Source organism: Edwardsiella ictaluri ATCC 33202 (assembly GCF_000264785.1).
Classification (GTDB): Bacteria; Pseudomonadota; Gammaproteobacteria; order Enterobacterales; family Enterobacteriaceae; genus Edwardsiella; species Edwardsiella ictaluri.
Genome location: NZ_AFJI01000060.1, coordinates 25354 through 37543, shown reverse-complemented (window position 1 = coordinate 37543; position 12190 = coordinate 25354). Strand labels below are relative to the sequence as shown.

The window sequence follows — 12190 nt, the reverse complement described above, 5'->3', positions numbered from 1 at the left end:
TTTACTGCTCCAGGGAGTTATTTTGTGGCAGCGTACGGGAAAATACCACTATCGTCAAACTGTCGTTACATCATATGTAATTATTTATTTACATTTGAATGGGGGCCATCGATGCCGGATCACCAGCGACGGTGCTGGGGGAGGTCTTGTGCATCGGTCTGACACTTTCTAAAGTGGGAGAAGACCTGAAACGGAGTGAAATATGTTACGAGTTGAGATGTTGAGCAGCGGTGATGAGGTACTGCATGGCCATATCCTGGATAGCAACGCGGCCTGGCTGGGGCGCTGGTTGTTTGAGCACGGTGTGCCGCTGTGCGGCCGCGCGACGGTGGGCGATGAGATTGCGGCGCTGTGCACGGCGATAGAGGGCGCCGCTCGCCGCGCTGACGTGCTGATCGTCAACGGCGGCCTGGGGCCGACCAGTGACGATCTCAGTACGCAGGCGGCAGCTCAGGTGCTGGGTGTGGCGCTGGAGGAGAGCAGCGCCTGGATGGCGCGGATGCAGGCGTGGTTCGCCCGGCGCGGACGAAGTATGCCTCTCAGCAACCGCAAGCAGGCCTGGCTGCCGAGCGGGGCTGAGGTGCTGGATAACCCGATCGGCACCGCCTGCGGCTTTGCCGTTACGCTGCATGAGTGTGTTATTTTCTTTACACCCGGCGTGCCCAGCGAGTTTATGCTGATGGTCGAGCAGCAGATCCTGCCGCGCCTGCGGCAGCGCTTTCGTTTGCCGCCGCCGCCGCTGTGCCTGCGATTGAGCACCTTTGGCCGCTCCGAGAGCGCTCTGGCTGAACAGCTGGAGACGCTGGTGCTACCGTCCGACTGCACGCTGGGCTACCGCTCCGCGTCACCGATCATCGAGCTGAAGCTGACCGGTCCCGCCGGGCAGGCGGCGGCGATGGAGGTGGCCTGGGCCCGGATCCGCACCGCGGTGGCGGAAAACCTGCTGTTTGACGGATGCGACGGCGTCGCCGTGCGAGCCGCTGCCGCGTTGCGGCATGCGGGCGTCAGGCTGGCGCTGAGCGAACAGTTCAGCGCCGGACTGATCCACTGTTGGCTGCGGGCGGCGGATGCGCCGCTGGTGAACGGTGAGCTGCTGGCGCATGAGGGGCATCCGACGCTGGAGCAGGTGATGGGCCGGGCGCGGATGCTCTCCGCCAGCCGTGCGGGAGCGCTGACGCTGGCCAGCGGTGAACTGCTGGAGGATACTCTGACGCTGGCGCTGCATACCCCGCAGGGGAGCTTTGGCCAGACGCTGTGTTTTCCCTCCGCCCGCCATAGTCAGGCGCTGCGCCGGGAGGCGTGCGCGACGCTGGCGCTGGATATGCTGTGCCGCTATCTGGACGGGCGATCGCCCTTTGGTCGCTATGAGTGGCCGCGCTGTGTGGAACGGCGGGAGGAGGTCTAGAGCGCATAGGGATGCCGCCTAGCCGAGCCGCTGCAGCACCTGCTCAATCGCTGCGCGTAGCCGTACCCGATCGTGGCGGTAGGTTATATCATCGGCGGCCAGCATCTCCTGTACGATGGTGACGTCCGCACTGAGGCGGCCGATCTCGGTTTGCGGGCCGACGATCGCGGCGTCGATGTGGCGCCCGCCCATGACATTGCTCAGTCGATGCAGCTTTTCTGGCAGCCGCAGTGCGCCGGCCGGGCTATGTTCACGGGCCAGGTTACCGATATAGATCAGTGGCGCCGCGCTGCGCCGCAGCGCCTGGCTGAGCTCGTCGACCAGCAGGATGGGCATCAGGCTGGTGAAGTAGCTGCCAGGGCCCAGCAGGATAAGGTCGGCGCGGCCGATGGCCTCTATCGCCTCGCGGGTTGCGCGAACGGTGGGGGAGAGCATCAGCTGGCGCGGTATCTGCTGCAGCCTATCGATATCGACCTCTCCATGGATACGGCTGCCATCCTCGGCGATGGCGCAGAGGTCGGTCGGCTGTTCGGACATGGGGATCAGCTGGGCGTCCACCTTCAGCAGGCTGCGGATCAGGTTGATTGCCTCCAGCGGCCGCACGCTCAGGTGATCCAGCGCCTTGAGCATCAGGTTGCCCAGATTGTGTCCCGCCAGCTCGCCGCTGCCGTTAAAGCGGTACTCAAACATGGCCGAGGCGACGCTGGGTTCGGTGATCAGCTGATTCAGGCAGTTGCGCAGATCGCCCCAGGCGATGCCGCCCTCGGCGCGCCGGATGCGTCCGGTCGAGCCACCGTTATCGGTCGTGGTAACGATGCCGGTCAGCCGTGGGCCAAGGGGGCAGAGTGCCGACATGACGCGGCCCAGCCCATGGCCGCCGCCGAGGGCGACCACACAGTCCAAATCAGCTAAGGTGCGGTTTCGCATAGGGTTCCTTTTCGGGCGCAGTGGGATGCATACGATAGCGGATCGGCGCTAAAAAGGCGAAGCCGTGCGGCGGTTGCGTGATATGTATCAATTGCAACCGGTGTAATTTTGGTTACTATGATAAATAACCTACTGAGATATAAGCGTTATAATTTTTATTATATAACGATTGGCCGCTGCAGATGGCCGCGTTGAGCGCATGCGCTGCACCGGCCCGTTGACTGCCGCGTCTTGTTTGCCCTGGAGTGCGCCTGCGCTGTCCAGGGTAAAAAAGAGGTTCCAGCAACAGCCCGGTATGGCCTGCGGCAGCGTGCTGCCCGCCCGGGTATTTTTGAACTCCGAGCCCTGATGCCTAAGTGTGCGCTCCCCGCGCAGATAAGGTTTCTTGGCCGTGGCTTCGCGCCACCAGGGCGTCAGGTAGAAATGCCGGCGCCTCCCGACTTGGAAAGGTGTTTATGGTGTCCCAGTTAACCGACGCATTTGCGCGCACGTTCTATTATCTGCGCCTGTCAGTCACCGATGTGTGCAACTTTCGTTGTACCTACTGTTTGCCGGGCGGCTATCGCCCGGATAGCCACGGTGCCAAGCGCTTCTTATCGTGCGATGAGATCCGCCGTATCAGCCATGCCTTTGCCGCGCTGGGCACCGAAAAGGTGCGTCTGACGGGCGGCGAACCCACCCTACGCCGTGACTTTTGCGATATCGTCGCCGCTGTGCGTGAGAATTCTGCCATCCGTACGCTGGCGGTGACCACCAACGGTTACCGCATGGCACGCGACGTCGGCGCCTGGCGTGATGCCGGGCTGACGGCGATCAACGTCAGCGTGGACAGCCTGGATGCCCGCCAGTTTCACGCCATTACTGGCGAGGATCGCTTCGCTCAGGTGATGGCAGGGATCGATGCGGCCTTTGACGCCGGCTTCGGGCGAATCAAGGTCAATACCGTGCTGATGCGTGGCGTCAATGACGGCAGCCTGCAGGCCTTTTTGCACTGGATCCGCCGCCGGCCGATTCAGATGCGCTTTATCGAGCTGATGGAGACCGGCGACGGCAGCGAGCTGTTCCGCCGCCATCACGTGTCCGGCGCGACGATCCGCACCCAGCTGCTGGCGGCGGGCTGGCAGCGTCGGCTGCCGGGGCGCAGCGACGGTCCGGCGCAGGTCTTCTGGCATCCGGATTATCTGGGCGAAGTCGGTCTGATCATGCCCTATGAGAAGAACTTTTGCGCCAGCTGCAACCGTCTGCGGGTGTCCGCCGTGGGTAATCTGCACCTGTGCCTGTTTGGCGAGCAGGGGATCGCTTTGCGCGATCTGCTGCAGGAGGATGCGCAGCAGGCGGCGTTGCAGGTGCGTATCGCTGCGGCTCTGCGTCATAAGCGGGAGGGCCATTTCCTGCATCAGGGCGACAGTGGCCATACCCAGAATCTTTCTTTCATCGGCGGCTAGTCCGCCGGGTAGACCCACCTTTTATACAGCGAAGAATGATGAGCCAGTTAACCCATATTAATGCGGCCGGTGAGGCGCACATGGTTGACGTTTCCGCCAAGGCGGAGACGGTACGTGAAGCGCGCGCCGAGGCCTATGTCACCATGCGTCAGGATACCCTGGCGATGATCATCGACGGTAAACACCCTAAGGGGGACGTATTTGCCACCGCCCGTATTGCCGGTATCCAGGCCGCCAAGAGCACCTGGCAGCTAATCCCGCTATGTCACCCGCTGTTGCTGAGCAAGGTCGAGGTGACGCTGAGCGTCGAGCCGGTCCACAGTCGGGTACGGATCGAAACCTGCTGCCGTCTGTGCGGTAAGACCGGGGTGGAGATGGAGGCGCTGAGCGCCGCCTCGGTGGCCGCGTTGACCATCTATGACATGTGCAAAGCGGTGCAGAAAGACATGGTGATCGGGCCGGTGCGTCTGCTGGCCAAAAGCGGCGGCAAGTCCGGGGATTTTCACGCGGGGGAGGTACAATGATCCAGGTGCACTTTTTTGCTCAGGTGCGCGAGCTGACCGGCTGCGCCGAGTTGGCCTGTGAGCCCTGTCGGGATGTCGAGACGCTGCGCGCCACGCTGGCGCAGCGCGGCGATAAATGGGCGCTGGCGCTGGAGCCGGGCAAGCTGTTGGCCGCTGTGAATCAGACCATGGCGCCCTTCGACCACCCGCTGCAGGACGGTGACGAGGTAGCCTTTTTCCCACCGGTGACCGGAGGCTGAGATGCAGGATACCCAGATTGTCGTCAGTGCCGCCCCCTTTTCCGTCGCCGAACAGTATCAGTGGCTGGCGCAGCGGGATGAGGACGGGGCGGTAGTGACCTTCAGCGGCAAGGTGCGCAACCATAACCTGGGCGATGACGTCAGCGCGCTGACCCTGGAGCACTATCCGGGTATGACGGAGAAGGCGCTGGCGGAGATCGTCGCGCTGGCGCGCCGCCGCTGGCCGCTGGGGCGCATCGCGGTGTATCACCGCGTCGGGCCGATGTTTCCCGGTGAGGAGATCGTGTTTGTCGGGGTGACCAGCGCGCACCGCGGCATGGCCTTTGAGGCGGCGGAGTTCATCATGGACTACCTGAAGACCCGCGCTCCTTTCTGGAAGCGGGAGACCTCGGAGGGGGCCGATCGCTGGGTCGATGCCCGCGACAGCGATCGCCAGGCGGCCGAGCGCTGGTAGCGCCGATACGCAGCGAATGCCGCTGACGTGGATTTCCCGCCGGAGCTGGCCTATAACTGTGGTGATTATCCGTGGATAAAAGGAGTCGGGATCATGGCAGTCATCGTTATTGTGTATCACAGCGGCTATGGACACACCGCGCGTGCGGCGGAGGCCGTGGCACAGGGGGCCCGGGCCGGCGCTCAGGTCAGCCTGCTGCCCATCGACAGCGAGGGCAATCTCCCTGCCCAGGGCTGGGAGCAGCTGGCGGGGGCCGATGCTATCATCATGGGCTCGCCGACCTATATGGGCGGTCCCTCCTGGCAGTTCAAAAAATTCGCCGACGCCTCCTCCAAGCCCTGGTTCAGCCAGAGCTGGAAGGATAAGCTGTTTGCCGGCTTCACCAATTCGGCCAGTATGAACGGCGATAAGCTCTCCACCCTCGATTATCTGTTTCACCTGTCTCAGCAGCACGGCGGACTGTGGGTGGGGATGGGGATGCTGCCGTCCAACGGTAAGGCGGCCCAGCGTAATGATGTGAACTACATCGCCGGGTTTTCCGGGCTGATGACCGTGTCGCCCTCCGATGCCACCCCGGATGAGGCTCCGCTGTCGGGTGATCTGGAGACGGCGCGCCGCTTCGGCGCCCGGGTCGCCGCAGTGGCCCTGCGCTGGCGTACACCGGCGTAAGCCTTGCTGTACGCCGTCAACGCCGCGATGCGCCGACGTGTGACATAATTGTTTGAGCGAGATCGCATTTTTTTATGTTAGGCTTAAGTGAGTGACATCGCACTCATCCGCCCGCGGTGTCTATGGCCCGCGGGCATGTTTTTTCCGTATTATGAAGGGTCATTCCATGGATCGTTATCCACGTACAAACGACACCCTGGTTGCGCGCGCAGGCAGCGGTATTCAGGCCTATATGGCCCAAGTGTATGGCTGGATGTGCTGCGGTCTGCTGCTGACGGCGCTGGTTGCCTGGTATGCCGCGCGGACACCGGCTGTGCTTAACCTGATCTTTGCCAATAAGATGGTCTTTTTCGGGCTAATCATCGTTCAGCTGGGGGTGGTGTTCGTCCTGTCCGGGATGGTCAACCGTCTGAGCGGTGCCGCCGCAACCTCGCTGTTCATGCTCTACTCCCTGTTGACCGGACTGACGCTGTCGAGCATTTTTGTTGTCTATACCTATAGCTCCATCGCCAGTACCTTTGTGGTGAGCGCCGGGATGTTCGGCGCCATGAGCCTGTATGGCTATACCACCAAGCGCGATCTGAGCGGCATGGGGTCGATGCTGTTTATGGCACTGATCGGTCTGGTGCTGGCTTCGGTGGTCAACATCTGGCTGAAGAGCAGCGCGCTGACCTGGATCGTGACCTACGCCGGAGTGCTGATTTTCGTCGGGCTGACCGCCTATGATACCCAGAAGCTGAGAGTGATGGGCGAGCAACTCTCCGCTGACGATCGCGACGGTTTCCGCCGCTATGCGATCATGGGTGCGCTGACGCTCTATCTGGACTTTATCAACCTGTTCCTGATGCTGCTGCGTATCTTCGGCGATCGCCGCTAGTCTGCTATAGCTGCGTTGAATTCAGTGAATCATACCGGCCCTTTGTGGCCGGTACTGCTCCATGTTACATGATGTTCCCCAAGTCCTGACTGACATTCTGACCAGGTTCTATTTATAGCCTTTCTTTATCCCCGTACCGAACCTTCTGCGAGCTGGCTTCCCTTTACCGGCTATTCCCCGCGAGTACGGTAGCAACAATTTTCCCGACGGCTCCAATCCAATATGTGCCATGAGCTGACCCACATCGGATCGGCCGGGTAAGGGAAGCTTTATTCCCCGTGCGGGGCGGCTGGAGGATCCCGAACCGGCCTTTAACCGCGAGCTGGTGCTGGTGAAGGTGCCCCAGTCACGATCAGTACAACACCACGCTGTATGGCATGGACGATCGCTATCGCGGGGTGTTTGGTCAGCGTGAAGTGGTGTTTATCAGCGCGGCGCAGGCTCAGCGCTGTGGGGGGACGATGGGGTGCGGGTCAACCTGATCGCCCTGACGTCGGGCGGCAAGCGCAGCAGGTGGTGATGTACCTGATGGCCGATCGCTCGCGGGTGACCTACTTTCCGGAGTCAAACCATATGCTGATGCTGGACAAGCATGATCCGACCAGCGCTATTCCCGCCCATAAGAGCATTCCGGTGGTGCTGGAGCGGGCGGGGGTAAGGAGGACGCGCGGTGAGTCGGGCGCCCTAGAGATCGATCTCGATGTCCTGCTGCACGATGCAGCAGCAGGGCAGGATCTCGTCCGGCTGCAGGAAGGCCAGCGGTGCCTGACGGTAGCTGACCTGTCCACGCAGCAGGCGGCAGCGGCAGGCGCCGCAGAAGCCGGAGCGACACTGGTATTCGACCACCACCTGTTGCTGCTCCAGGCTCGCCAACAGGGAGGCCCCATCATCAAGGTGTTCGAGCTGGTGTCCGCTGCGTGCCAGGTGGATACGGTAACGCACCGGTGCACACCCCTTACTCTCGCTCACCGCCGTGGAAGCGGCGGCGTCTACGGGGTGTCTAGCCATCAGAGCTGGAAGTCGCTCAGATCGTCGGCGTTGACCTCGGCGTCGATCTGACCGACCAGATAGGAGCTCACCTCGACCTCCTGCGGGGCAACCTGTACGTTGTCGGAGACCAGCCAGGCGTTGATCCAGGGGATCGGGTTGGAGCGGGTCTCAAACGGCAGCGGCAGCCCGACGGCCTGCATGCGGATATTGGTGATGTACTCCACGTACTGGCACAGAATATCCCGGTTGAGGCCGATCATCGAGCCGTCGCGGAACAGGTAGCCTGCCCACTCCTTCTCCTGCTGGGCAGCCTGTACGAACAGGTCGTAGCACTGGCTGGCGCATTCGGTGGCGATCTCGGCCATTTCAGGGTCGTCCTGCCCGGCGCGCATCAGGTTCAGGATGTGCTGGGTACCGGTCAGGTGCAGGGCCTCGTCACGGGCGATCAGGCGGATGATCTTGGCGTTTCCCTCCATCAGCTCACGCTCGGCAAAGGCAAACGAGCAGGCGAAGCTGACATAGAAGCGGATCGCCTCCAGTGCGTTCACGCTCATCAGACACAGGTAGAGTTTTTTCTTCAGCTCACGCAGGCTGACGGTCACCGGCTTGCCGTTGATCTGGTGCGTCCCTTCCCCCAGCAGATGGTAGTAGCCGGTGGTTTCGATCAGATCGTCATAATAGGCGGAGATGTCGCGCGCGCGCTTGAGGATCTCCTCATTGCTGACGATATCATCGAACACCAGCGACGGGTCGGTGACGATATTGCGGATGATATGAGTATAGGAGCGAGAGTGGATGGTCTCGGAGAAGGACCAGGTCTCGACCCAGGTCTCCAGCTCCGGAATGGAGATCAGCGGCAGCAGGGCGACGTTGGGACTGCGGCCCTGAATGGAGTCCAGCAGCGTCTGGTATTTCAGGTTACTGATAAAAATATGCTTTTCATGGTCAGGCAGCGCCTGATAGTCGATGCGATCGCGCGAGACATCCACCTCTTCCGGGCGCCAGAAGAAGGAGAGCTGCTTTTCGATCAACTTTTCAAAGATTTCATGTTTCTGCTGATCATAGCGGGCGACGTTAACCGGCTGACCAAAGAACATCGGTTCGAGCAGTTGGTCGTTTTTTTTCTGAGAGAAGATGGTATAGGCCATGACCCTAATCCTGTTGTGCCCCGCTGGCGCGGGGCGTCAAAAATAACGCGCGGATGCGGCGTCCCACGTCGGGGACACCGTGCAGCGGGGAGGTTAAATCTTGCAGGCGCCGCTTTCGCAGCCGTCGTCCTGCGCGCTCCCCAGATCTTCCTGCATATCCTCCGCACCGTCGCGGGTGTTTTGATAATAGAGGGTTTTCACCCCCAGTTTATACGCCGTCAGCAGATCTTTTAACAGCTGCTTCATCGGTACTTTCCCGGATGGGAAGCGTGACGGATCGTAGTTGGTATTGGCTGAGATCGATTGATCGATAAACTTCTGCATCAGGCCGACCAGCTGCAGATAGCCATCGTTACCCGGCATGGCCCACAGCAGCTCGTAGGCATCCTTCAGGCGCTCATACTCCGGCACCACCTGGCGCAGAATGCCGTCCTTGGAGGCCTTGATACTGATATAGCCGCGCGGCGGCTCGATGCCGTTGGTGGCGTTGGAGATTTGCGATGAGGTCTCCGACGGCATCAGGGCTGACAGGGTCGAGTTACGCAGCCCGTCGCGGACGATCTCGGTACGCAGGGTTTCCCAGTCATAGTGCAACGGCTCGCTACAGATAGCGTCGAGATCTTTCTTATAGCTGTCGATGGGCAGGATCCCCTGCGCATAGGTGGTCTCGTTGAACCACGGGCAGGCGCCCTGCTCCTGTGCCAGGCGGTGGGAGGCCTTCAGCAGGTAGTACTGGATCGCCTCAAAGGTGCGATGGGTCAGCGCATTGGCGCTGCCATCGGAGTAACGTACCCCATTTTTCGCCAGGTAGTAGGCAAAGTTGATCACCCCGATACCCAAGGTGCGGCGTCCCATGGCGCCGCGCTTAGCGGCCGGGATCGGGTAGTCCTGGTAGTCGAGCAGGGCATCCAGCGCGCGGACCGCCAGGGTAGCCAGCTCCTCCAGGTCGTCCAGTGAGTCGATGGCACCCAGGTTGAAGGCCGACAGGGTACACAGGGCTATCTCGCCGGTTTCATCATTGACATCTTCCAGCGGTTTGGTTGGCAGCGCGATCTCCAGACACAGGTTGGACTGGCGTACCGGCGCGACGTGTGCATCAAACGGGCTGTGGGTATTGCAGTGATCGACGTTCTGGATGTAGATACGCCCGGTCGAAGCGCGCTCCTGCATCATCAGCGAGAACAGATCTACGGCCTTAATCTTGCGCTGGCGGATACTGTTGTCCTGCTCGTACTGCACATAAAGGCGCTCAAACTGGCTCTGATCGGCAAAGAAGGCGTCGTATAGCCCCGGAACGTCGGAGGGGCTGAACAGGGTGATTTCACCGCTCTGGATCAGACGCTGGTACATCAGGCGGTTGAGCTGTACGCCGTAGTCTATGTGGCGAACCCGGTTATCCTCTACCCCGCGGTTATTCTTCAGCACCAGCAGGCTCTCTACCTCCAGGTGCCACAGCGGGTAAAACAGGGTTGCCGCACCGCCGCGTACACCGCCCTGAGAGCAGGATTTGACCGCGGTCTGGAAGTGTTTGTAGAACGGGATACAGCCGGTATGGAACGCCTCTCCTCCGCGGATCGGGCTGCCCAACGCACGCAGGCGCCCAGCGTTGATACCGATGCCGGCGCGCTGGGAGACATACTTCACAATGGCGCTGGAGGTGGCGTTGATTGAATCCAGGCTGTCGCCGCACTCGATCAGCACACAGGAGCTGAACTGACGCGTCGGAGTACGCACACCGGACATGATGGGCGTCGGCAGAGAGATCTTAAAGGTTGATACCGCGTCGTAGAAGCGCTTGATATAGTCCAGCCGGGTCTCGCGCGGGTAGTGGGAGAACAGGCAGGCGGCGACCAGGATATAGAGGAACTGGGCGCTCTCATAGATCTCACCGCTGACGCGGTTCTGTACCAGGTATTTGCCCTCCAGCTGCTTTACCGCGGCATAGGAGAAGTTCATATCGCGCCAGTGGTCGATAAAGCTATCCATCTGCTCGAACTCGTCGCGGCTGAAGTCGGTCAGCAGGTGAGTGTCATATTTGCCCATCTCTATCAGGCGTACGACATGGTCATACAGTTTGGGCGGCTCGAACTGACCATAGGCTTTTTTGCGCAGGTGGAAGATCGCCAGGCGCGCGGCCATGTATTGGTAGTCCGGGGTTTCACGGGAGATCAGATCGGCGGCAGCTTTGATGATGGTCTCATGGATGTCCGCCGTGCGGATGCCGTCATAAAACTGGATGTGGGAACGCAGCTCAACCTGGGAGACGGAGACGTTTTGCAGCCCTTCCGCCGCCCAGTCGAGAACCCGGTGGATTTTGTCGAGATTGATGCGTTCTTTGCTTCCGTCGCGTTTGGTGACGAGCAGACTCTGATTCATAGGATACGTTCCTGTCCGTGTGAGCCCCGCTGGACGTGCGTTAACGCCGCTGACGCTAGTAGCGTAGACGCGATGATAACACAATATATAGGGGGTGAATGACGATATGGCAACAAGATAGTGTTGTTGCCTGCATTTTGCAAGTGAACAAAATAGCGTGTGCTTGTGGATAAGTTGGGGGTGAAATGTTATGTAGCGGACGGTAGGCAGCGTCCGCTCTGGTATTGTCCGTGAGGGGATAACATGAGGGTCCCTTTTAAAAAAATTGATCGTTTGCCGTTTTATTATTCGTTACTGAAACAGGCAGATCTTGATCTGGCTCGTGATGGGTTAAAACGTCACCGCCGCGGGTAAAAATGCGGCGGTGACGACGGTGCGCTACTCCGCCTCGCGGCAGGCGTGCAGCAGATAATTGACGTCGACCCCCCGGCCCAGGGTGAAGCGATCGCGCAGCGGGTTATAGTGCATGCCGCAGAGGTGGCGTACCGTCAGTGGGGCGCTGTCCAGCCAGGCCATCAGTTCGGCGGGGCGGATAAACTTGCGCGGGTCATGGGTGCCTTTGGGCACCATTTTCAGCAGGTACTCTGCGCCCAGCACCATCAGCAGCCAGGCCTTGGGGTTTCGGTTGATGGTCGAAAAGAAAATCTGTCCGCCGGGTTTGACCAACCGGGCGCAGGCCAATACCACGGAGCGGGGGTCCGGCACATGTTCCAGCATCTCCATGCAGGTGATCACGTCATACAGTGCGTCGGTGTGCCCGGCGTGCTGTTCGACCGTTTCCTGCAAATAGTTTACCGTGACGCCGCTCTCCAGGGCGTGGAGGCGCGCCACCTGTAGTGGCTCCGCGCCCATATCCAGCCCGGTGACCTCGGCGCCGGCCTGCGCCATGCTTTCCGCCAGAATACCGCCGCCGCAGCCGACGTCGAGTACCCGCTTGGCGAACAGCCCGTCGGCGCGCTGCAGGATATAGTCCAGGCGCAGGGGATTGATGCGGTGCAGCGGTTTGAATTCGCCCTCGGGATCCCACCAGCGTGAGGCGACGGCTTCAAACTTGGCAATTTCCTGCAAATCAACGTTTTGTGACACCTCTGACTCCTTTAATCCAGCGCGGCGGCGCGCGCAAAAAAAGACCCTCT

The 12190-nt window shown here is 60.7% G+C and carries 12 protein-coding genes, 1 pseudogene and 1 riboswitch; of the genes and pseudogenes, 8 read left to right on the top strand and 5 right to left on the bottom strand.

The features are described from left to right. Positions 1-202: 202 nt before the first annotated feature. Entirely contained in the window at positions 203-1405 is a 1203-nt protein-coding gene (locus EIEH_RS08775; RefSeq protein ID WP_015871918.1) for a nicotinamide mononucleotide deamidase-related protein YfaY, read from the top strand. Between the two features lie 18 nt (positions 1406-1423). On the opposite strand, the gene EIEH_RS08770 is transcribed toward EIEH_RS08775, so the two are convergent. Further along, positions 1424-2332, bottom strand: a complete 909-nt coding sequence (locus EIEH_RS08770) for a gluconeogenesis factor YvcK family protein (RefSeq protein ID WP_015871917.1) — start codon at positions 2330-2332, stop codon at positions 1424-1426. Between the two features lie 324 nt (positions 2333-2656). Beyond that, positions 2657-2800, top strand: a riboswitch (molybdenum cofactor riboswitch). On the opposite strand from EIEH_RS08770, the gene moaA reads away from it, so the two are divergent. The 7 genes and pseudogenes from moaA to EIEH_RS17645 form a co-directional block, all read left to right on the top strand. Then, positions 2788-3777, top strand: coding sequence for a GTP 3',8-cyclase MoaA (moaA, locus tag EIEH_RS08765; protein WP_015871916.1), 990 nt, complete (start codon positions 2788-2790; stop codon positions 3775-3777). (Overlaps the previous riboswitch by 13 nt.) 38 nt (positions 3778-3815) lie before the next feature. Continuing rightward, positions 3816-4301 (top strand): cyclic pyranopterin monophosphate synthase MoaC, encoded by a 486-nt coding sequence (moaC, locus tag EIEH_RS08760; protein WP_015871915.1) that lies wholly within the window; start codon positions 3816-3818, stop codon positions 4299-4301. Continuing rightward, positions 4298-4540 (top strand): molybdopterin synthase sulfur carrier subunit, encoded by a 243-nt coding sequence (moaD, locus tag EIEH_RS08755; protein ID WP_015871914.1) that lies wholly within the window; start codon positions 4298-4300, stop codon positions 4538-4540. Before moaC ends, moaD begins: the two co-directional genes overlap by 4 nt. A gap of 1 nt (position 4541) precedes the next feature. Next, positions 4542-4994: a molybdopterin synthase catalytic subunit MoaE gene (gene moaE / locus EIEH_RS08750; protein ID WP_015871913.1), complete on the top strand. Its 453-nt coding sequence runs from the start codon at positions 4542-4544 to the stop codon at positions 4992-4994. A gap of 93 nt (positions 4995-5087) precedes the next feature. Further along, positions 5088-5663 (top strand): flavodoxin family protein, encoded by a 576-nt coding sequence (locus EIEH_RS08745; protein ID WP_015871912.1) that lies wholly within the window; start codon positions 5088-5090, stop codon positions 5661-5663. A gap of 166 nt (positions 5664-5829) precedes the next feature. Beyond that, entirely contained in the window at positions 5830-6540 is a 711-nt protein-coding gene (locus EIEH_RS08740; RefSeq protein WP_015871911.1) for a Bax inhibitor-1/YccA family protein, read from the top strand. A gap of 256 nt (positions 6541-6796) precedes the next feature. Then, positions 6797-7185 (top strand): annotated as a pseudogene (locus EIEH_RS17645) (acid resistance putative oxidoreductase YdeP); the annotation flags it as partial. A gap of 39 nt (positions 7186-7224) precedes the next feature. Here EIEH_RS17645 and yfaE read toward each other — a convergent pair. The 4 genes from yfaE to ubiG form a co-directional block, all read right to left on the bottom strand. Beyond that, complete coding sequence (yfaE, locus tag EIEH_RS08735; RefSeq protein ID WP_081490036.1) at positions 7225-7548, bottom strand: class I ribonucleotide reductase maintenance protein YfaE; 324 nt, start codon at positions 7546-7548, stop codon at positions 7225-7227. Then, positions 7548-8678, bottom strand: coding sequence for a class Ia ribonucleoside-diphosphate reductase subunit beta (nrdB, locus tag EIEH_RS08730; RefSeq protein WP_015871909.1), 1131 nt, complete (start codon positions 8676-8678; stop codon positions 7548-7550). The genes yfaE and nrdB overlap by 1 nt, the downstream gene beginning before the upstream one ends. A 93-nt stretch (positions 8679-8771) precedes the next feature. Then, positions 8772-11054 (bottom strand): class 1a ribonucleoside-diphosphate reductase subunit alpha, encoded by a 2283-nt coding sequence (gene nrdA, locus EIEH_RS08725; protein WP_015871908.1) that lies wholly within the window; start codon positions 11052-11054, stop codon positions 8772-8774. A gap of 378 nt (positions 11055-11432) precedes the next feature. Next, positions 11433-12140, bottom strand: coding sequence for a bifunctional 2-polyprenyl-6-hydroxyphenol methylase/3-demethylubiquinol 3-O-methyltransferase UbiG (gene ubiG / locus EIEH_RS08720; protein ID WP_015871907.1), 708 nt, complete (start codon positions 12138-12140; stop codon positions 11433-11435). Positions 12141-12190 lie beyond the last annotated feature (50 nt).

Bases quoted from the DNA above. Each gene is read 5' to 3' on its own strand.
- EIEH_RS08775 (WP_015871918.1), top strand. From the start codon at position 203: ATGTTACGAGTTGAGATGTTGAGCAGCGGTGATGAGGTACTGCATGGC.
- nrdB (WP_015871909.1), bottom strand. From the start codon at position 8,678: ATGGCCTATACCATCTTCTCTCAGAAAAAAAACGACCAACTGCTCGAA.
- moaD (WP_015871914.1), top strand. From the start codon at position 4,298: ATGATCCAGGTGCACTTTTTTGCTCAGGTGCGCGAGCTGACCGGCTGC.
- EIEH_RS08745 (WP_015871912.1), top strand. From the start codon at position 5,088: ATGGCAGTCATCGTTATTGTGTATCACAGCGGCTATGGACACACCGCG.
- nrdA (WP_015871908.1), bottom strand. From the start codon at position 11,054: ATGAATCAGAGTCTGCTCGTCACCAAACGCGACGGAAGCAAAGAACGC.
- EIEH_RS08770 (WP_015871917.1), bottom strand. From the start codon at position 2,332: ATGCGAAACCGCACCTTAGCTGATTTGGACTGTGTGGTCGCCCTCGGC.
- moaA (WP_015871916.1), top strand. From the start codon at position 2,788: ATGGTGTCCCAGTTAACCGACGCATTTGCGCGCACGTTCTATTATCTG.
- EIEH_RS08740 (WP_015871911.1), top strand. From the start codon at position 5,830: ATGGATCGTTATCCACGTACAAACGACACCCTGGTTGCGCGCGCAGGC.
- yfaE (WP_081490036.1), bottom strand. From the start codon at position 7,548: ATGGCTAGACACCCCGTAGACGCCGCCGCTTCCACGGCGGTGAGCGAG.
- moaE (WP_015871913.1), top strand. From the start codon at position 4,542: ATGCAGGATACCCAGATTGTCGTCAGTGCCGCCCCCTTTTCCGTCGCC.
- moaC (WP_015871915.1), top strand. From the start codon at position 3,816: ATGAGCCAGTTAACCCATATTAATGCGGCCGGTGAGGCGCACATGGTT.